Origin of the sequence: Porphyromonas sp. oral taxon 279 str. F0450 (genome assembly GCF_000292995.1) — a bacterium.
In the GTDB taxonomy this organism is placed as follows: Bacteria; Bacteroidota; Bacteroidia; order Bacteroidales; family Porphyromonadaceae; genus Porphyromonas; species Porphyromonas pasteri.
This window is the reverse complement of record NZ_ALKJ01000010.1, coordinates 102,842-123,243: the sequence shown is the minus strand read 5'-3', so window position 1 is coordinate 123,243 and position 20,402 is coordinate 102,842. Positions and strand designations below refer to the sequence as shown.

Sequence of the window (20,402 nt, the reverse complement as noted above, 5' to 3'; positions counted from 1 at the left end):
CTGCATGTACCGTATGAATAAGCATCGGCTAACTCCGTGCCAGCAGCCGCGGTAATACGGAGGATGCGAGCGTTATCCGGATTTATTGGGTTTAAAGGGTGCGTAGGCGGCCTGTTAAGTCAGCGGTGAAATCTAGGAGCTTAACTCCTAAATTGCCATTGATACTGGCGGGCTTGAGTGTAGATGAGGTAGGCGGAATGCGTGGTGTAGCGGTGGAATGCATAGATATCACGCAGAACTCCGATTGCGAAGGCAGCTTACTAAGGTACAACTGACGCTGAAGCACGAAAGCGTGGGTATCAAACAGGATTAGATACCCTGGTAGTCCACGCAGTAAACGATGATAACTGGGCGTATGCGATATACAGTATGCTCCTAAGCGAAAGCGTTAAGTTATCCACCTGGGGAGTACGCCGGCAACGGTGAAACTCAAAGGAATTGACGGGGGCCCGCACAAGCGGAGGAACATGTGGTTTAATTCGATGATACGCGAGGAACCTTACCCGGGATTGAAATGTAGATGACCGCTCCTGAAAGGGAGTTTTCCTTCGGGACATCTATGTAGGTGCTGCATGGTTGTCGTCAGCTCGTGCCGTGAGGTGTCGGCTTAAGTGCCATAACGAGCGCAACCCCTGTCTACGGTTGCCATCAGGTAATGCTGGGAACTCCGTAGAGACTGCCGTCGTAAGGCGTGAGGAAGGTGGGGATGACGTCAAATCAGCACGGCCCTTACATCCGGGGCGACACACGTGTTACAATGGTAAGGACAAAGGGCAGCTACCTGGCGACAGGATGCGAATCTCTAAACCTTATCACAGTTCGGATCGGAGTCTGCAACTCGACTCCGTGAAGCTGGATTCGCTAGTAATCGCGCATCAGCCATGGCGCGGTGAATACGTTCCCGGGCCTTGTACACACCGCCCGTCAAGCCATGGGAGTCTGGAGTACCTAAAGTCCGTAACCGCGAGGGTCGGCCTAGGGTAATACAGGTGACTGGGGCTAAGTCGTAACAAGGTAGCCGTACCGGAAGGTGCGGCTGGAACACCTCCTTTCTGGAGTTCTGAAAATGGGCTTTAGTATAGTTAGTGTAGTATGTACGTAAGAGATGAGTTAGGTGCTTTTTCTGAATGTGCGTACTCGCTTCTGCTGTCGATATCTTTTCTTCTCACCCATCGCGAGGCGGTGACTGGCTATCCAGCTGGTCACCGCCTCGCTTCGTTTTTATCCCCTTGGCTACTTGGAAGGACTTAGCACGCGGCACAACTACGTGCGTGTTATACGTGAGGGCTGGGGGAGTCTCTACATTATATATAGCTCCTGCGAGACGGGAGGTTTGGCGCGTAGTTAATTTTTATTACCTTTGCCCCAAAGAAACTCAAGAAGAGAAGTATTAGATGAAGCGTACAATGTACATGATGTCCATGATGATGATGCAGATGATGTCTGCGTCGGGCTCGTCACATCTGTACTTCGCATAGTCGAATCTCCAAGATATTACGTAAGCCCGCTGCAGTCCATGATTGCAGCGGGCTGTGCTTTTATAGCACCTCCCCATTTACTCCCCATTACTATTCACCCCACAAACAACGACGAAGACAATGAGCAAGAACGTATCTACCCTGGCCCTCCACCACGCTTTCGATCCCACTGCAAACTGCGGCTCCACTGCAGTGCCCCTTTATCAGGCGAATGCCTTCGCTTTTGATAGTACTGACTACGCTGCTGGGGTCTTTGACCTGCAGATCCCTGCCTACCTCTATACCCGCCTCAATAACCCCACGACCGACGTCCTCGAGCAGCGCCTGGCAGCCCTTGAAGGTGGTGTCGGTGCCATCGCTACGGCAAGTGGTATGAGCGCTATCGCTACGACGATCTTCACCCTGCTGCGTGCTGGGGACCATATCGTCGCCTCCTCCAGCGTCTACGGCGGTACGTACAATCTCTTGAGCGTCACACTGCCCCGCCTCGGTATCACGACTACCTTCGTCGATGCCCAAGATCCTAAGAACTTCGCGGCAGCTATCCAGCCCAATACCAAGCTCGTCTACACCGAGACGCTGGGCAACCCCAAGCTCGACTTTGTCGATATCGCCGCTGTAGCTGATATTGCTCATGCTCACGGCCTCCCCCTCGCCGTAGATAATACGCTGACACCTGTGCTCTGCCGCCCCATCGATCATGGTGCTGACATCGTGATCTACTCGCTGACGAAGTACTTCTGCGGTAATGGTACGGCGATGGGTGGTGCAGTGATCGACTCGGGTAAGTTCGACTGGACGAATGGTAACTTCCCTGACTTCACCGAGCCCAGCCCTGGCTATCACGGTCTGCGCTACAGCGAGACGTTTGGCCCAGCTGCCTTCATCGTCCGCGCTCGTGTCGAAGGGCTGCGTGACCTCGGTAGCTGCCTGAGTCCCTCGAATAGCTTCATCTTCATCCAGGGTCTTGAGACGCTCTCGCTCCGCATCCAGCACGCTTCGCAGTCGGCACTTGAGATCGCCCGTTGGCTCCAGAGCCAGCCTGAGGTCGCTTGGGTGAACTACCCTGGTCTGGAGTCAGATCAGCATCATGAGATCTGCGACCGCTACCTCAAGGGAGGCTTCGGCTGTATCATCACCTTCGGTCTGAAGGACGGCTACGAGGCTGCTAAGAGCTTCGTCGATAATACGGAGATCTTCCGCATCGTGGCTAACCTCGGCGACACGAAGTCCCTCATCATCCACCCCAGCAGCACGACGCACCGTCAGCTCTCCGAGGAGCAGCAGCGCTCTGCAGGTGTCACCCCCGACTTGGTGCGCCTCTCCATCGGCATCGAAGATATCGAAGACCTCAAGGCAGACCTGGCTCAAGCACTGAAGAAGGCGACGAAGTAAGATGCTGCACGAAGTCTCTATCCCCGACTTTCGCTCCGAGCGAGGTGAGTCTTATCCCGAGGTCGTACTGAGCTATGAGGTGGCTGGTCCACCTCTTGGCTCGGCGCCGCTGGTCCTCGTATGCCACGCCTTGACGGGCAACTCTACCGTCACAGGCGACGAGGGCTGGTGGAATAAGCTCATCAGTGAGGAGGGCGCTATCTCACCGACGCACTACACGATCCTCTCCTTCAATATTCCAGGCAACGCCTATGATGGGCGCGAAGCGGACGACCCCGAGGCCTTTGAGCTGCGTGATGTCGCTCGTCTCTTCCTCCTCGCTCTGGAGGCACTGGGTGTGAAGGAGGTCTATGCCGTCATCGGGGCTTCGATGGGGGGAGCGCTTACGTGGCAGATAGCTTACCTCGCCCCAACGCTGGCGAAGCATATCTTCCCCATCGCTTGCGACTATCGTGCTTCGGACTGGCTGCTCACGCAGACGCTTATCCAGAAGCAGATCCTCGCACACTCCTCGCACCCGCTGGAGGATGCACGCATTCATGCGATGTCGTGCTACCGTACGCCTCAGTCGCTCAATGTGCGCTTCGCTGGTCAGCGTGATAGTCGGGGTACAGGCTCAGGGCAGTACGACGTCGAGAGTTGGCTCCTCTACCATGGTGATGCCTTGGCACGCCGCTTCAAGCTCTCGGCCTACCATGTGATGACGCACCTGACCTCGACCATCGGGGTCTGCGAGGAGGTAGAGGCTCTTACACGCATCCGCTCGGCCATTCATCTGGTCTCCATCGATAGCGACCTCCTCTTCACCCATGACCGTGCCGAAGCGACCTATGAGGCGCTGCGTGCGCTGGGTGCGGACGTGAGCCTTGCTGTCATTCACTCTATCCATGGGCATGATGCCTTCCTCATGGAGTACGAGCAGCTCAATCATATCATCAGACCTTACTTTCCTACTCACGTATGAAGATCTTGAAGTTCGGGGGGAAGTCCCTGGATAATGGTAGCGGCATCTTGACGGTGCTGGATATCATCATCGATAACTATCGCGCTGGCGAAGCTCCCGTCGTCGTGGTCTCGGCACGCGGTAAGAGCACTGATGCACTGCTCGCTCTCGCTGAGCAGGCTTGCGCTGGTGAGTCCTACGAAGCAGCCCTCCAAGCCTTCTGGGGACATCAGTGTCAGGATACTACGCTTCGCTTCGAGGCAGAGCGTGTGCAGCTGGAGCGCCTCCTCTCGGGGATCTCGCTCTTGGGCGAATGCTCCCCTCGTACTGCAGATGAACTCGTGAGCTATGGCGAAGTCCTCTCGTCGCAGTATGTCGCTGAGGCGCTCAAGGACCGTGGCTATGAAGCTGTGGCGATTGACTCGGGAGACTTCCTCGTGACGGATGCCCACTACGGATCGGCTTCGGTCTTTACCGAGGCTTCACGGGAGCGCTGTCGTGCGCTCTTCGCTGGGCTTCCCGCAGGAGTGATACCTATCGTCACGGGCTTCATCGCTCGTGATGAGGCTGGGCGTCGCACGACGCTTGGGCGCAATGGGAGCAACTACAGCGCAGCGCTCTTGGCGAACTTCCTTGAGGCTTCGCTGATGGAGAACTACACGCATGTCGATGGCATCTATACGGCCAACCCCAGTGTCGTAGCCGAGGCGCGTAAGATCGACGAGCTCTCCTATGCCGATGCTGCGGAGCTATCGCAGTTCGGCGCAGAGATCCTCCATGTTAAGACGATTGAGCCGCTACAGGAGCGGGGTATCCCACTGCGCGTGCTCAATACCTTCAGCTATGGTGAGGAGTCGAATGGGACGCTCGTCACGGCCCATCCACGGGACAAGGTCGTGCGTGCGCTGGCTTCGCTCTCGGGTAAGGCACTCATCCACTTCGAGGGTCGCAATATGCTTGGGTGCTCGGGGATCGATGCACGCATCTTCCGCTCGTTCGAGGCAGCAGAGGTGAGTGTCAGCCTCATCGCTCAGGGCTCTACGGAGCGTGGTACGGCGATTGTCGTCGACGAGGAGGATGCTGACCGTGTAGTGGAAGCCCTCGTGCAGGAGTTCCACCACGACCTTGAGACAGGACATGTGACGAAGATCTATGCGGAGAAGGGGCTGGCAGTGGTCGCTATCATCGGGCTGAACTTATTAGAGTTCGACCGCCCCTACCGTGCCCTTGTTCGCAACCGCATCCTGCCTATCCTCCTCAGTAATTCTGTGCCGGAGAATACCCTCTGCCTCTTGGTACGTGATGATGAAGAGCGTGAGAAGGCGCTGAAGGTCATCCACGGCGAGCTCTTTGAGCGTCCCAAGCGCATCCATCTGGCGGTCATCGGTCACGGCACGGTCGGTGGTGCTTTCATCGGGCAGATCATCCAGCAGCGTGAGCTCCTCATCGCGCAGAAGAATATAGACTTACGCATCTTCGCTATCGCAGACTCGCGCCATCTTCTGCTTACTCCTTCGGGTGCGGAGGCAGATTGGGCGACCGAGCTGGAGCATGCTCCCTTCTCGGGTGACCTTGCCGAAGCGATCATCAGCTACGGACAGCGTCAGGCACTGGAGAATATGATCCTCGTGGACAATACCTCGTCCCCTGTCATCGCCTCGCACTACGCTCGCTATGCGGCTGAGGGCTTTGATATCGTCTCCTCGAATAAGAAGGCGAACATTGCACCCTATGCCGACTACAGCTACCTGCGGGATACACTCCAGCGTCATCGCCGAAGCTACCGCTATGAGACGAATGTCGGCGCGGGCCTCCCGCTGATCGACAACCTCAAGCTCCTACACCTCTCGGGCGAACGGATTACACGTATTCATGGGCTCTTCTCGGGAAGTCTCAGCTATATCTTCAACCGCCTCACCGAGGAGCCCGAGCGTTCACTCCGCTCCATCGTCGAGGAGTCGGCACGCCTTGGTCTCACTGAGCCTGACCCGCGCGAAGACCTCAGCGGAGAGGACGTAGCGCGCAAGGTGCTCATCCTCGTGCGTGAGCTGGATGTACCCGCCGAACTCTCGGATGTCCGCTGGGAGAATCCCGTGCCCGAGGCCTTGCGCTCGCTGAGTCTGGAGGACTTCTGGGCGCGCTTTGGCGAGCTGGAGGCTTCCATCGAAGCGCTACGTGCTACGGCTAAGCCCGATGAAGTGCTCCGCTATGTCGGGGATATTGTCTGGGATGATGTGCGTCAGGAGGCGACGCTCTCGGCGGGACTCCGTCTTGTCCCCCGCACGTCGCCACTGGGTCGTGTGAGTGGTGCGGATAGCTGCTTCGAGATCTACACGGAGAGCTATGGTAGCCAGCCCATCGTCATCCAAGGGGCAGGAGCTGGTGCTGCCGTCACGGCACGTGGTGTCTTCGGCGACGTCTTGCGCTTGGCAGAGGGCTACGAGAGCTAAGAGCTCCACATTCGCCCGCTCTTGATAGAGGGCGGTGCAGTACCTTACTATTTCTTGAGGGTGCGAACCTATATTGGTTCGCACCCTCTTCCTATATGAGTACGTGGGTAGAGCTATATAGGATGGCGAAGAATGCTATATAGCTTTGTGAAGTGACCTCTATTAGGTTGTTGCTCTGCGTAGGGATAAAAGTTGTGGAGGAGTGGCAGATAAGTTTGGGCTACGTACGTGGCCCTAATATCTACGTACGTGGATATTTGGACTGACGTGCCTGGTCTTTAAGACTACGTACATAGACAGAGGAAAACCACTACGGGAAGGCGCTTTCGCCTTCACGAGAAGGACACTTTTCCTCTGCTGGGGCGAATGCCGTATCTTTGTGAACCCTAATTCATTATTTAGCAGAAGACGATGAGCGAACAGGAAGCCTACCTCGAGCAATACACAAGTGAACTTCAGCCCCTCTTACTGCAGCTTGCACAGCAGGAGGGGTTTCTTCGTGGTCCCCTCTTAGAGACGGCAGACCTCGACGAGCTGTGGACCGCGCTGGCACAGCCCTATATGGCCAGTGCCGTGCCCGACTTCGAGCAGTACCCGCTGGTGTCGCTCGGCTGGATGACCTTCGTCGGTATGGCGATGGCCGTGCTGTGGGATGAAGACTGGCAGCGCTATCAGCCGCTGGGCAGTGCGCTCTATACGCAGCTTCGTGATGCACGTGGCTGGGATGAGCTGGACGAATATGTGCTCGAAGATGTCCTCGGGATGCTCCGTGGCTCAGAGGAAGCTAAGCGCTATACCGACTTGGTACGTCGCTTGGCAGAGCTGGCGCTTACGCAGCTCCGTCATGAGAATGCTGAGCCATCGAGCCCTATGGCATTCCAGCTCTATGCACGTACGCTCTTCGGTCTCTATCGCATCGGAGTAGCGCTGGGCTTGGCACGCTTGGGCTACAAGCTGACTCAGGCTAACTAAGCTGGGTGGGGGAGTGTGCTCCCCGAAACTCAATGTCACGATATAAATACAGAGTATATGAATACATTCGATCGAATAAGAGTTTATTTCAATCTACGCCCTGACCTCGAAGAGGAGCAGACGATCATCGAGGAGGTGACCCGTGGGGTGTCCTACCGTGGAGCTAATCTCTGGATCCTCATCGCAGCGGTCTTCATCGCGTCACTCGGGCTCAATGTCAATTCGACTGCCGTCATCATCGGTGCGATGCTCATCTCCCCGCTCATGGGACCTATCATCGGGATGGGGCTCGCTGTGGGGACGAATGACCTTGACCTGCTGAAGCGCGCGCTGAAGAACTTCAGTATCGCTACGCTCATCAGCGTACTCACCGCTACGATTTACTTCTTCATCAGTCCGCTGGAGGAGGCGCAGTCGGAGCTGCTGGCACGTACTACGCCGACGATCTATGACGTACTCATCGCCTTCTTCGGTGGTGCCGCTGGTATCATCGCCCTCTCGACTCGTGGTCGTGGAGGGAATGTGATCCCTGGGGTCGCCATCGCTACGGCACTCATGCCTCCGCTCTGTACGGCGGGCTATGGTCTGGCGACGGGGCAGCTGAACTTCTTCTTCGGGGCCTTCTATCTCTTCTTCATCAATACGGTTTTCATCAGCTTGGCGACAGCTCTCGGGGTGCGTATGATGCGCTTCCACTATCATGAGTTCCTCTCGCCTGAGCGAGCTAAGCACGCCCGAAATATCCTGATGCTTATCGTCATCGCGACGACGATCCCTGCGGTCATGATGACGATCAATATCATCCGTACGAGCATCTTCGAGAATGGACTTCGTCGCTTCATCTCCTCAGAGCTGGAACAGCCCGGGACACAGATCCTCTCCTCGGGGACAGATGCAGCGACGAAGGAGCTACGTGTCATAGCCGTAGGGCGTGCGATCACGGAGGAGAAGCAGAGGTCAGCATCGGAGAATATGGAGCACTATGGTCTCGGTGGCTATCAGCTCGCAGTGATTCAGGGGGGAGCTTCGGATAGCTTGCTGGCGCTCAGTAGTCAGCTGGCGCAGCGCGTCTATAGTCAGGAGAGCGAGCATCAGAAGCTCCTTGAGCTCTCGGCTGATAATGCAGCACTTACCCAGCAGCTCAATGCCTACACCCGCTGCGAGGAGGTGGCCGAAGCCATCCGCCCCGAGCTGGCGGTACTCTTCCCCGCCGTACGCTCGCTGAGCTTGGCACGTACCGTCGAGGTGCAGCGTGACACGACGGCTACCCGTCGCTTCGTCACGGCGGTCTTTGCTGTGGACGACTCGAAGAGCTGGACTTCGGCTGATGCCACTCGCTTCCAGGAGTGGCTCAAGACGCGCCTCTCGGGAGATAGCATTGTCCTGCTCCCTCGCACGCAGGCTGCTACTACGGCAGCTCGCCGATAAGGCTATCCCTTACCCGCCTCTTTGCGTAGAAGTGGAAGACAGTCCTCCCAAGCGGTATGCGCCGCCTGGGAGGACTGCTGTATATGGGTGAGCTATTCGCTCGTTGGGCGGTCTTTTGTACCTTTGCCCTACCATCTAACATTATTCATCCAAACTACTATAGTAGCTATGAAATTACAAACTCTACGTGTTTGGGGCCGTCGGGCGCTGGTCGCTCTTCTCTTAGGCTCCGCTACTCCTCTTGTCGCACAGCAGTATTTCCCCAACGGAGATCCCTCTACGCCCGACGAACACGGTGCGCGCTGGGTCTTCGGTGGGCTCGTCTCCTTCTGGCAAGACAATAAGGCCAAGACTACGACATTCGACTTCTCCCCTGAGGTCGCGTACCTCTTCAATGAGAATTGGGGACTCGGTGTCGTCGGGACCTATCAGTATCAGAAGGGGAATGGTGAAAGCGAGAGCCTCTGGGCACTACGCCCCTTCGCTCGCTACTACTATATGCGCCGCGAGCCTTTCAACCTCTATCTTGATGGAGGCTTCGGCTTCTCTACCTCTGGCGGTGTGAAGGGCTGGGAGGTCGGTCTGCGCCCTGGTGCGTGTGTCGACCTGACCAAGGGCCTGTGCCTGTGCCTGCGTCTTGGCTTCATCGGCTATCGTGATAAGTTCGGTGCTGGCGAAGAAGCTGGTCTCTCTACCTCGGGCTTCGGCTTGCGCTTCGCTCCCGAAGAGCTGCAGATCGGTCTCGAGCTGGAGCTGTAATTATACTCCTCCCTCATCGAGTACAGCGCGCCCCAGTGCTGATAGGTAAGTCCTGTCACACTGGGGCGCGCTGTATCTATATGCGGGGGAGGAGAGGCAGATCGAAAGCGGTATGCCAGCCTCTCTGTGGTATAAATGACACGATGTGTTTGGTTGGATGTGACAATTTGGCGTACTCTCGAGGTAGATACTTTTTGGCACAACCTTTGACTTAAGTAGGGCGTGAGTGTGAGTTGTTAGACTCCTCATAGGTGTCGCCCCTTGACCAAGTGCCTCCCTCGGTGAGGCAGTCGGCAGGCGGGCACCCTACGACGGAGGACGCAGCTGAAGCTCGGAAAGTAGAACAATAACAGAAACAAGATAAAAGACAAAAGAATATTATGGGAAAGATTATTGGAATTGACCTCGGGACTACAAACTCTTGTGTCTCCGTACTCGAAGGGAACGAACCTATCGTCATCGCTAACAGCGAAGGTAAGCGCACGACTCCCTCTGTCGTCGCCTTCATCGATGGTGGCGAACGTAAGGTAGGTGACCCCGCAAAGCGTCAGGCTATCACGAACCCCACGAAGACGATCTACTCGATCAAGCGCTTCATGGGTGAGACCTTCGAACAAGTGAAGGACGAAATCGCCCGCGTACCTTATAAGGTCGTGCGTGGTGATAACGACACGCCTCGTGTCGACATCGACGGCCGCCTCTACACGCCTCAGGAAATCTCTGCTATCATCCTGCAGAAGATGAAGAAGACGGCTGAGGACTACCTCGGTGCAGAGGTCACGGATGCAGTCATCACCGTACCTGCTTACTTCAACGACGCTCAGCGTCAGGCTACGAAGGAAGCTGGTGAGATCGCTGGTCTGAACGTCCGTCGTATCGTCAACGAACCTACGGCAGCTTCGCTCGCCTATGGTCTTGATAAGAGCGACCGCGATATGAAGATCGCTGTCTTCGACCTCGGTGGTGGTACGTTTGATATCTCGATCCTCGAGCTCGGTGATGGTGTCTTCGAAGTACGCTCTACCAATGGTGATACGCACCTCGGTGGTGATGACTTCGACCACGTGATCATCGACTGGCTCGCCGACGAGTTCAAGGCTGATGAAGGTGTAGACCTCCGTCAGGATCCTATGGCTATGCAGCGTCTGAAGGAAGCTGCTGAGAAGGCTAAGATCGAGCTCTCCAGCACGACCTCTACGGAGATCAACCTCCCCTATATCATGCCCGTAGGTGGTGTGCCCAAGCACCTGGTACGTACGCTGACTCGTGCAAAGTTCGAGCAGCTGGCTGACCGCCTCATCCAGGCTTGTGTCGCTCCTTGCGAAACGGCTCTGCGTGACGCTGGCCTCTCTAAGAGCGATATCGACGAAGTGATCCTCGTAGGTGGCTCTACGCGTATCCCTGCTATCCAGGAGATCGTAGAGAAGATCTTCGGTAAGGCTCCCTCTAAGGGCGTCAACCCTGACGAAGTCGTCGCTGTCGGTGCTGCTATCCAGGGTGGTGTCCTGACGGGTGAGATCAAGGATGTCCTTCTTCTCGACGTCACGCCTCTCTCTCTCGGTATCGAGACGATGGGTGGTGTCATGACGCGCCTCATCGATGCCAATACGACGATCCCCACGAAGAAGAGCGAGATCTTCACGACGGCTGTCGACAACCAGCCCGAAGTAGAGATCCACGTCCTGCAGGGTGAGCGCTCACTGGCTAAGGACAATAAGAGCATCGGTAAGTTCAAGCTCGAGGTAGCTCCCGCTCCTCGTCAGACGCCTCAGATCGAAGTGACCTTCGATATCGACGCTAACGGTATCCTCAACGTCACGGCCCTCGACAAGGCTACGGGCAAGCAGCAGAAGATCCGTATCGAAGCTTCCAGCGGTCTCTCTGACGCTGAGATCCAGCGTATGAAGGACGAAGCTGCTGCTAACGCTGAAGCCGACAAGAAGGAAACCGAGCGTATCACGAAGCTGAACCAGGCTGACAGCCTCATCTTCCAGACGGAAAAGCAGCTGAAGGAATTCGGTGATAAGCTCTCCGCTGACAAGAAGGCTGCTGTCGAAGCTGCCCTTGCTAAGCTCAAGGAAGCTCACTCAGCTCAGAATCTCGAAGGTATCGACGCTGCTTCTGCTGAAGTACAGGCTGCCTTCCAGGCTGCAAGCGAAGAGATGTACAGCCACGCTAACGCTGCTGGTGCTGCTGATCCTGCCGCTGGTGCCTCCTCCTCTCAGCCTGCTGGTGACAACATCACCGACGCTGACTTCGAAGAAGTGAAGTAAGACTCTCTTACTCCCGTCGCTGACGGGTGAAACGGATAAAGGCGAAGACGCCACTGTCCTCCCCCTTGTGGGATGGGCAGTGGCGTCTTCTTTTTTATGGCCCTCGTGGAGGTGAAAAACGAACCAGTACTGGTCGACGCAGCGACCAGTACTGGTCACATATAGTTACCAGTACTGATCCGAAGCGTGACCAGTACTACTTCCCTCGGTGACCAGTACTGGTCACTTTTGTGCCCTCGTAGATGCTTGCACCAGAGGCCTATATGAGGGTGTTGATTTTCGCTGGGGATGGGCTGATGCGCTTCTTCGGGTGGGGCAACCTCCCTCGTCAGCTGATGAGTAGGTGCATAAGGCTCGGATCCCTTGTGGCGATGCGGGTCGTTTGCTCAAAAAGTAGTATCTTAGAGCCTTGGTAGTAGGTGCCTTTTGGACCATTGCTATCAAGGCTAAACTTACTTTTCAAAATAAGAATGCTGGATCGAGAAGACAGAATTATAGACATCAACATCGAGGATGAGATGAAGACTGCCTACATAGACTACTCTATGTCGGTCATCGTCTCACGTGCTCTACCCGATGTGCGTGATGGCTTCAAGCCCGTCCACCGTCGCGTACTCTATGCGATGAACGAGGATGGGAATACCTATGATAAGCCCACCCGTAAGTGCGCCAGCGCTGTCGGGCAGGTCATGAAGTACTACCACCCACACGGGGACTCCTCTATCTATGGGACGCTTGTACGTCTTGCCCAGCCTTGGAACCTCCGCTATCCTCTCGTCCAGGGGCAGGGGAACTTCGGGTCGATCGACGGGGACTCTCCCGCTGCGATGCGTTACACCGAGTCGCGCCTGAACCGCCTGGCCAGCGAGATGATCCGAGATATCGACAAGGATACGGTAGACTTCCAGAATAACTTCGACGACTCTACAGTCGAGCCCACCGTCCTCCCCGCTCGCTTCCCTAACCTTCTGGTCAATGGGTCAGCTGGTATCGCCGTCGGGATGGCTACGAATATGGCACCGCACAACCTCTCCGAGTCCATCGATGCCTGCGTGGCATACATCGACCACAAGGGGGATATCGATGCCGCTGGGCTGATCAACTATATCAAGGCTCCTGACTTCCCCACGGGCGGGATCATCTACGGCTATGCCGGGGTGCGTGAAGCCTTTGAGACCGGTCGTGGCCGTGTCGTCATCCGCAGCCGCTGCGAGATCGAGGAGCACAACAACCACGAGCGTATCATCGTCACCGAGATCCCCTATCAGGTCAATAAGAGTGAGCTGGTCAAGGCGATCGCTGATCTGATCAACGACAAGAAGATCGACGGGATCTCTGGTATCGCTGACGAATCGAACCGTAAGGGTATCCGTATCGTCATCGACATCAAGCGTGATGCGAACTCAGGCGTAGTGCTGAATAAGCTCTACAAGATGAGTGCGCTGCAGAGCTCCTTCAGCATCAATAATATTGCGCTCGTGAAGGGACGCCCTCAGCTGCTGAACCTTCGTGATCTCATCGAGCTCTTCATCGAGCACCGTCACGATGTCGTCTACCGCCGTACACAGTTTGAGCTGCGCAAGGCTGAGGAGCGTGTCCACATCCTCGAGGGCTTGATCATCGCAGTCGACAATATCGACGAGGTCATCCGCATCATCCGTGCGGCCAGCGAGCCTCAGGAAGCTATCGAGAAGCTCATGGAGCGCTTCTCCCTTTCGCTTATCCAGGCGCGTGCCATCGTGGATATGCGTCTGCGTGCCCTCACTGGTCTGGAGCGTGAGAAGCTGAAGGAAGAGTACGCTGCTCTGATGCAGGAGATCGAGCGCTTGAAGGCCCTCCTCGCTGACAAGGAACTGCGTGCACAGCTCATCCGCGAAGAGCTCCTGGAGATCAAGGAGAAGTACGGTGACGAGCGTCGCAGCGAGATCATCTACACGGCTGAGGAATTCAACCCCGAAGACTTCTACGCTGATGACGATATGGTCATCACGATCTCCCACCACGGGTATATCAAGCGTACTCCGCTCTCCGAATTCCGCTCACAGGCTCGTGGCGGTGTCGGTGCTAAGGGTAGTGATACGCGCGACGAAGACTTCATCGAGTACATCTACTCGGCTTCGATGCACGAGACGATGCTGCTCTTCACCCAGATGGGCCGCTGCTACTGGCTCAAGGTCTACGAGATCCCCGAGGGCGCTAAGAACGCTAAGGGCCGTGCCCTGCAGAACCTCCTCAACATCGAGGCCGGCGACCGCGTCAATGCCTTCATCCGCGTGAAGAACCTGACGCGTGATGCTGAGTTCGTGAACTCGCATTACCTCATCTTCTGCACCAAGCGCGGTACGATCAAGAAGACCCTCCTCGAGGCCTACTCTCGTCCCCGTGCTAATGGGGTCATCGCCATCAACCTCGTTGAGGGCGACCAGCTCGTAGGTGTCGGTCTGACGGACGGTGAGAGCGAGATCCTCATCGCGAACCGCAACGGTCGTGCAGTACGCTTCCACGAGTCCGCTGTCCGTGCTATGGGCCGCAATGCTACTGGGGTGCGTGGTATGACCCTCGACGATGACGGCCGAGACGAAGTCATCGGTATGCTCACCGTAGCGCAGGACACCGAAGAGACCATCCTCGTCATCAGTGAACAGGGCTACGGTAAGCGCTCCGTGGTAGAAGACTACCGCAAGACGAACCGTGGCACGAAGGGTGTGAAGACCCTCAACATCACGGACAAGACGGGCGAACTCGTAGCTATCCGTCCCGTGACCGATGAGCACGATCTGATGATCATCAATAAGAGCGGGATCACCATCCGTGTCCATGCTCGTGATATCTCCGTCCAGGGTCGTGCTACGCAGGGCGTGCGCATCATTGATCTGAAGAAGCGTGGTGATGAGATCGCCTCCGTCTGCCAGGTCCTCTCCGAGGAAGACTCCGACGAGGAGGCTTTTGATGCAGAGTCTCTCCCCGAAAACGAATCCGCAACTCCAATCAGAGAAGAAGAGGGCACCAAGAGCGAGCTCCCACAAGAGCTCATCGACAGAGCCCTCGCCGAAGACAATCAATAACAAGACACACTAACACCTAAATGAAGATGAAGAAATTAGTTTGTGCCATCGCCGTAGGTCTCCTGACCTCCGCTGGAGCTTTCGCTCAGGTTGCTAATGTCAAGTCTGCTGAGAAGATAGCTTCTTCAGACAAGCCAGACCTCGCCGAAGCTCGCCGCCTCATCACCGAAGCACTCGCTAACGATGAGACGAAGAATGACCCCTATACGTGGTATGTAGCTGGTCTGATCGAAAATAAGGCCTACACCGAAGGCTTCAAGCAGGCTGCTATCGACCAGAACGCTGACCGTACGGCTATGTACACGGCGCTCACCGCCTCTGTGCCCTCTTGGCTCAAGGTCTATGAGCTCGAAAGCCAGCCCAACGATAAGGGTAAGGTCAACCTCAAGTACACGAAGAAGCTCCAGGAAGTCCTGCACAACGACTACCTCCAGCTCTTCAACGGGGGCGCTTGGTTCCTCCAGAGCAACAAGTATGCTGAGGGTGTCGACGCTCTTGAGAAGTTCCTCGATGTGAAGAAGGCTCCTCTCTTCGCTGAAGACAAGGATGTCGCTGCTATCGACTCCAACGCGATGAACGCAGCTTACTATGCTATCGGTGCTGCCAGCTCGCTGAAGGACTATGACCGCGTCATCTCCCTCTACAACCGCTTCGGCTCCTTCGCTCTCAACCCCAAGGATATCCATCAGTGGGTCATCTCTGCTTATTTCGCTAAGCAGGACTCTGCAGGTGCTATCCCTGTCCTCATCGAAGCTGTCAAGGCTTCTCCTGAAGAGCCTTACTTCCTCGTGAGCCTCGTCACCGCCTACCAGAAGGCAGGTAAGGATGCTGAGGCTAACAAGGTCCTCGACGATCGTATCGCTGCTAATCCTAACGATGCTACGGCTCTCCTCGTCAAGGGTTCGCTCGCAGAAGAAAAGGATCTCAAGGAAGCTCTCCAGTGGTACTACAAGGCTGCTAAGGCTGATGCCAACAACGCTAACGCTGTAGTTTACCTCGGTGCTGGCCTCTACACGGCTGCTGCTAAGATCTACGAGAACACGAATGTCACGGCTGCTATGGCCAAGACAGCTGATGACCTCCTCCGTGCTGCAGTACCTGCTCTCGAGATCGCTTACAAGACGCGCCCTGACAACATCAAGGCTATGCTCAGCAGCATCTACTACCAGCTCAAGATGAACGACAAGCACGATGCTATCGAAGCTGGCACGCTCAACGTAGATGGTGCTACGCTGCCCGATATCACGGATCTCCTTCAGGGTCTTGACCTCACCGTCAACAAGGCCACTCCCGTAGTCGAAGAGCCCGCTGCACAGCCTGCTCAGAAGACCACGACGAAGAAGGCTCCTGCTAAGCGCCGCAAGTAATCCTCCGCGGATTCCTTAGAATATAAAAGTTAGCCCCCACATCCTCCGGTAGGATGTGGGGGCTAACTTTTTGTGCTTACGGGCTCTGTGTTGTAGAGCCTCTCTCGGAGATAGCAGGATGACCCTTAGCCTTTTTGCCTCGAGCGCGAGATGGCGACCAGCCACACCCCGCTGAAGATGAGCGCTACGGCAAGGGCATGCGTGAGCGTGAAGACAGCCAGACCCAGCGTGACGCTTACTACGACAGCTACCAGCGGCTGCATATAGTTGTACATGCTCACGACGGTCGGGCGGAGTGTGCGCTGCCCATTGATCATCAGTAGGTAGCTGACGAAGGTGCCGAAGAAGACTACGTAGCCGACCTCCAGGAGGGTGCGCATTGAGAGGGATGCAACATCTGTCTGTAGGGCTTCGCTCGCCGTGAAGGGGAGTAGAAGGAGGGTAGCCCAGAGGAACATCCACTTATTCACCGTGAAGACGGAGTACTTCTTCGCAAGCTTCCCGAAGATCGTGAGGTAGAGCGCGTAGGACACCTGCCCAGCGACGCAGAGTAGGTCACCGCGTATATCACCCAGCTGGAGCGAGGATCCTGAGGCTTGCATGCTGGTCCAGATGAGTAGAAGCGCGCCGCAGCAGCCGAGAGCTACACCCAGTGCCTTCTTGCGGGTGATGGGCTCCTTGAGGATCAGTGCCGAGAGGATGAGGGCAAAGATCGGCATCGTCGTAGTCACGATACCAGCGTTCACTGGGCTGGTGAGGCTGAGCCCGATGGTGAAGCAGCACTGATTGCACACGAGTCCGAAGACAGCAGCACCGACGAAGAGGAGCTTATCTCGCTTCGCTACGTGCTCCCGTGGGGTGAAGAGTGAGGCGATCCAGAAGAGGATAGCTCCGCCTAATACACGGCAGGAGACGAGGGTGATGCCGCTTATACCATGTAGGAGAGCATCCTTCCCGAGTGGAGCCATGAGCCCCCAGCACACGGCAGCTCCGAGGAGGCTGAGGTGGGCTGCGAGAGGATGCTGTTTCTTCGTATTCATTAATAGATGATCGCGAGGTACTAAAGGTACCAGATGATGAGCAAGATAAGGAGGAGGCGCACGAGAAGGGATAGACCGAGGGCCAGCCACTCCGTACGCTGGGTGATCTGTACGGCACGCTGCAGATCTTCGTCGCAGAGCTCGCGCCCGACCTCACCGATATAGGGCTTGTCGACGACTTCGCCGAAGTAGTCGTGAGGCCCGCCGAAGCGACAGCCGAGGACGAGAGCCAGTGCTGCCTCGGGATAACCTGAGTTGGGGCTGAGATGGCGCTTGCCGTGCTGGAAGGTCTTGCGAAGGAGGTCCAGTCGTCCTGCTGCGATGAGCATCAGTATAGCCGTTGTACGCGAGGGGATGAGGTTCACCAGATCATCGAGCTTGGCGGAGAAGAAGCCATAGGCACGATAGCGCTCATTGAGATAGCCGACCATCGAGTCCTGTGTATTGATCATCTTATAGGTGAGTATGCCAGGTGTGCCGAAGAAGCTCCAGGAGAGCATGGGGCCTACGACACCATCGCTGAGGTTCTCGGCGAGTGTCTCGAGGGCTGCTGTGCGGATCTCTTGCGCAGATAGCGCGCCTGTATCTCTCCCGACGATGCGCCCGACTTGCTTACGCCCAGCTTCCAGCGAGACGGAGAGTGCGGAGAAGACTCCCTTCACCTCCGTGACCAGGGTCTTACCCGAGAGCATGTAGAAGATGCAGATCGTAGTGGGTAGCGCAATGGTTAGGAGGAGGAAGTGCCCGAAGTAGAGGTCTCCCAGATAGTAGTTGATTGCAGCACCTATCAAGAGGAAGGCAAAGGTGAGGAGCGGGAGGAAGAAGGTAAAGCAGACTAAGCTCCCGTTGTAGAGGAAGCCCTTGAGTCGGCGTGACGTCCCATTATTCAGGTGCTTTTCTCCGAAGCCAATGAGGCGACCGAAGAACACGATGGGGTGGCCAAGGCGCATTGGATCTCCCAGTGCCCGATCCATCAGGAAGCCGAGGAGAAGGGGAAGCGTGAAGATGAGGATGGGGTAGACCATAGAGATGGATTACAGATGCGATAGGAGACCCTCGAGATAGGTACGCAAGACGAGTGGGTGGCAGTGAGCTTCGTCGTGCGCTGCATAGACGAGGGTGATGCGCTCCTCATCCTTGTGACGAGCGAGGAATTCTGTGGGCGCAGTTGAGCCTTCCAGCTCGGTACGATAGTCGCGGGCGAACTCTTCCCAGCGGGCTGGATCGTGACCAAACCACTGGCGAAGCTCCGTCGAGGGAGCTAAGTCCTTTGCCCATTCGTCCAGATGCGCTCGCGCTTTACTGAGGCCACGAGGCCAGAGACGATCGACGAGTACGCGGTAGCCGTCGGTTGCCTCGGCAGGTTCATAGGCCCGCTTGAGTAGTAGTTCCATAGGATAGTCTCTCTATCTCTTATCTAAGAAGTCGTGAGGATAGGTGTAGCGAATATTGCCGTCGTCATCGATGAGAAGCAGAGAGAGCTCGCTCTTGGGGACGAGCTTCGCAGCTGCTTCGTAGCAGGCGTCGAGGACGCGGAGCATGAAGCGCTCGAGGTCGTCTGGGGCGAGTCCCGTCCACAGCTCACGAGCCAGCGTCAGGCTGTTGATGAGGGTATGAGTGGCTTCGCTACAGCCAGCATCATTAGCCATCTGGTGCATGAAGTCCTTGTTCATGACGACCTTGCGGCTATGCGTGTCGAGGTTGCCCTCGGCGAGCTTGACTGCCTTGCCGAGCATGATCCCCATGTAGATCTTGGGGATGGAGAGGAGGGCGAGCTTCTCGAGGGTCTCTCCGATGAAGTTGCCGTACTGTACGAAGGACTGGAAGGGTAGCTCGGGGAAGGCACTCTTGAGGTACTTCTCACTCTTGGCTCCCGAGTTGATGACGATGGTATCTGCTCCGAGCGCTACGGCGACATCGGCTTGGCGAACGATGGAGGCCACGAAGGCTTCTGACGAGAAGGGCTTGACGACACCCGAGGTGCCGACGACGGAGATCCCGTCCCTGATACCGAGACGGGGGTTGAAGGTCTTAGGGGCCAGCTCTCTTCCTGCGGGGATGCTGACGGTGATATCGACGCCTCCAGTAGGGTAGTGACGACGGACGATCGTCTCCATCATCGCACGTGGTGTCTTATTGATCGCAGGGCCTCCGATCTCCAGTCCCAGCCCAGGGAGCGTGACGACGCCGACGCCCTCGCCCTGGAGGAAGCGGATGCCCTCATGCTCTGTGGTGAGGACGACCTCGGAGCAGATCTCGGTGAGGTGCGTGACATCGGGATCATCGCCCGAGTACTTGCGTGCTATGGCCTTGTAGCCCAGCTCGGTTTTCTCTACGCGCTCTACGGGGAGCTTCACCTCTTCACCCGAGGGAAGGAGGATAGCAGCCTCTGTCAGTACCTCCCCCTCGTGGAGGAGGGCATGCAGGGCGGCTGCTGTCGCTGCTGTCGCAGTGCTTCCTGTGGTGAAGCCCGTCTTCAGCGGAAAGAAGTTGGGGCAAAGGCGCTCGACAGCCTTACGCAGGCCTACGGGACCGTAGACGTACTCGTAGTGCTCGGGGAGTGCAGGGCGGGTGATCATGTAGACAGGTACACCAGCGGCGAGGGCTGGAGCGATCTTCTCCTCGAAGAAGCCACTCTCGCCACTCTCCTTCGTGATCACAGCGTCGGGCTGTATCTCATCGAAGAGCGCTTGATCTTCGCCCTCATGGAAGTAGCGTATATGGCTGAAGGGGAATCCTGCAGCCTCAGCCTTCTCTCTGGAGTCGTCTCGATCGAGGATACGGAAGAAGCTCTCATGCTTCTCCCAGAAGGGCTTGAGTGGGGCGATGGTATTCACGCCCGTCAGAGCAAGAAGCCTGTGGCAGGGCTGTGCCTCCAGCTTCTTGATCATCTCCTCATAGCTCTCGCATTCAATGACCTTCCCCGTGCGCTCGCTGTACTTGCGCTCGTAGCGGAGGACGGGGATGCTGAGCTCAGCTGTCACCTCTCCGATGGTCTTGTGGAGGACGGCGGCGAAGGGATGGGCGGCGTCGACGACGAGGTGGATATCCTTCTCGCGGATGAAGTTACGCATGACCTCGTGGGTCATGGCGCCCGAGACACGCTCGCCGTGGACGAGGTCTACCTCTTGGAAGGCACCCTTGGTGGAGTAATAGTATTCTTTGCCGGACTCGTCGAGGACGGAGCTGACGATGCGGCCCTCGGTCGTACCTCCGAAGATTAGGATCATAA

General features: G+C 56.6%; 13 protein-coding genes and 1 rRNA gene. 10 read left to right on the top strand and 4 right to left on the bottom strand.

The window, feature by feature from the left end:
- The 10 genes from HMPREF1323_RS01590 to HMPREF1323_RS01545 form a co-directional block, all read left to right on the top strand.
- Positions 1-1,052 (top strand): 16S ribosomal RNA (locus HMPREF1323_RS01590); the annotation flags it as partial.
- A gap of 546 nt (positions 1,053-1,598) precedes the next feature.
- Positions 1,599-2,873 carry an O-acetylhomoserine aminocarboxypropyltransferase/cysteine synthase family protein gene (locus HMPREF1323_RS01585; RefSeq protein ID WP_044123870.1) on the top strand — a complete coding sequence of 425 codons (1,275 nt, stop codon included), beginning with the start codon at positions 1,599-1,601 and terminating at the stop codon, positions 2,871-2,873.
- A gap of 1 nt (position 2,874) precedes the next feature.
- The gene (locus HMPREF1323_RS01580; RefSeq protein WP_009432330.1) at positions 2,875-3,837 is read left to right on the top strand and encodes an alpha/beta fold hydrolase; all 963 of its coding nucleotides are present in this window, start codon (positions 2,875-2,877) and stop codon (positions 3,835-3,837) included.
- On the top strand, positions 3,834-6,266 hold the full coding sequence (locus tag HMPREF1323_RS01575) for an aspartate kinase (RefSeq protein ID WP_009432335.1): 2,433 nt from the start codon (positions 3,834-3,836) through the stop codon (positions 6,264-6,266). The genes HMPREF1323_RS01580 and HMPREF1323_RS01575 overlap by 4 nt, the downstream gene beginning before the upstream one ends.
- A 411-nt stretch (positions 6,267-6,677) precedes the next feature.
- Positions 6,678-7,238 (top strand): hypothetical protein, encoded by a 561-nt coding sequence (locus HMPREF1323_RS01570; protein WP_009432383.1) that lies wholly within the window; start codon positions 6,678-6,680, stop codon positions 7,236-7,238.
- 57 nt (positions 7,239-7,295) lie between these two features.
- Positions 7,296-8,666, top strand: coding sequence for a DUF389 domain-containing protein (locus HMPREF1323_RS01565; RefSeq protein WP_009432390.1), 1,371 nt, complete (start codon positions 7,296-7,298; stop codon positions 8,664-8,666).
- A 168-nt stretch (positions 8,667-8,834) separates the two neighbouring features.
- Positions 8,835-9,425, top strand: a complete 591-nt coding sequence (locus HMPREF1323_RS01560) for a hypothetical protein (protein ID WP_009432388.1) — start codon at positions 8,835-8,837, stop codon at positions 9,423-9,425.
- A gap of 380 nt (positions 9,426-9,805) precedes the next feature.
- A complete protein-coding gene (gene dnaK / locus HMPREF1323_RS01555) occupies positions 9,806-11,698 on the top strand; it encodes a molecular chaperone DnaK (protein WP_009432400.1) in 1,893 nt (630 codons plus the stop codon).
- Between the two features lie 470 nt (positions 11,699-12,168).
- A complete protein-coding gene (gyrA, locus tag HMPREF1323_RS01550) occupies positions 12,169-14,763 on the top strand; it encodes a DNA gyrase subunit A (RefSeq protein ID WP_009432315.1) in 2,595 nt (864 codons plus the stop codon).
- 26 nt (positions 14,764-14,789) lie between these two features.
- Positions 14,790-16,130, top strand: a complete 1,341-nt coding sequence (locus HMPREF1323_RS01545; RefSeq protein ID WP_156795169.1) for a tetratricopeptide repeat protein — start codon at positions 14,790-14,792, stop codon at positions 16,128-16,130.
- Between the two features lie 125 nt (positions 16,131-16,255).
- On the opposite strand, the gene HMPREF1323_RS01540 is transcribed toward HMPREF1323_RS01545, so the two are convergent.
- Genes HMPREF1323_RS01540 through cbiD form a run of 4 tightly spaced genes read right to left on the bottom strand, consistent with a single transcriptional unit; the run spans position 16,256 to position 20,400 of the window.
- Positions 16,256-17,170: a DMT family transporter gene (locus HMPREF1323_RS01540; RefSeq protein ID WP_009432367.1), complete on the bottom strand. Its 915-nt coding sequence runs from the start codon at positions 17,168-17,170 to the stop codon at positions 16,256-16,258.
- 20 nt (positions 17,171-17,190) lie between these two features.
- On the bottom strand, positions 17,191-18,195 hold the full coding sequence (cbiB, locus tag HMPREF1323_RS01535) for an adenosylcobinamide-phosphate synthase CbiB (protein WP_009432314.1): 1,005 nt from the start codon (positions 18,193-18,195) through the stop codon (positions 17,191-17,193).
- 9 nt (positions 18,196-18,204) lie between these two features.
- The gene (locus tag HMPREF1323_RS01530) at positions 18,205-18,564 is read right to left on the bottom strand and encodes a DUF488 domain-containing protein (protein WP_009432352.1); all 360 of its coding nucleotides are present in this window, start codon (positions 18,562-18,564) and stop codon (positions 18,205-18,207) included.
- Positions 18,565-18,576: 12 nt separating this feature from the next.
- On the bottom strand, positions 18,577-20,400 hold the full coding sequence (gene cbiD, locus HMPREF1323_RS01525; protein WP_009432312.1) for a cobalt-precorrin-5B (C(1))-methyltransferase CbiD: 1,824 nt from the start codon (positions 20,398-20,400) through the stop codon (positions 18,577-18,579).
- Between the last annotated feature and the right edge of the window lie 2 nt (positions 20,401-20,402).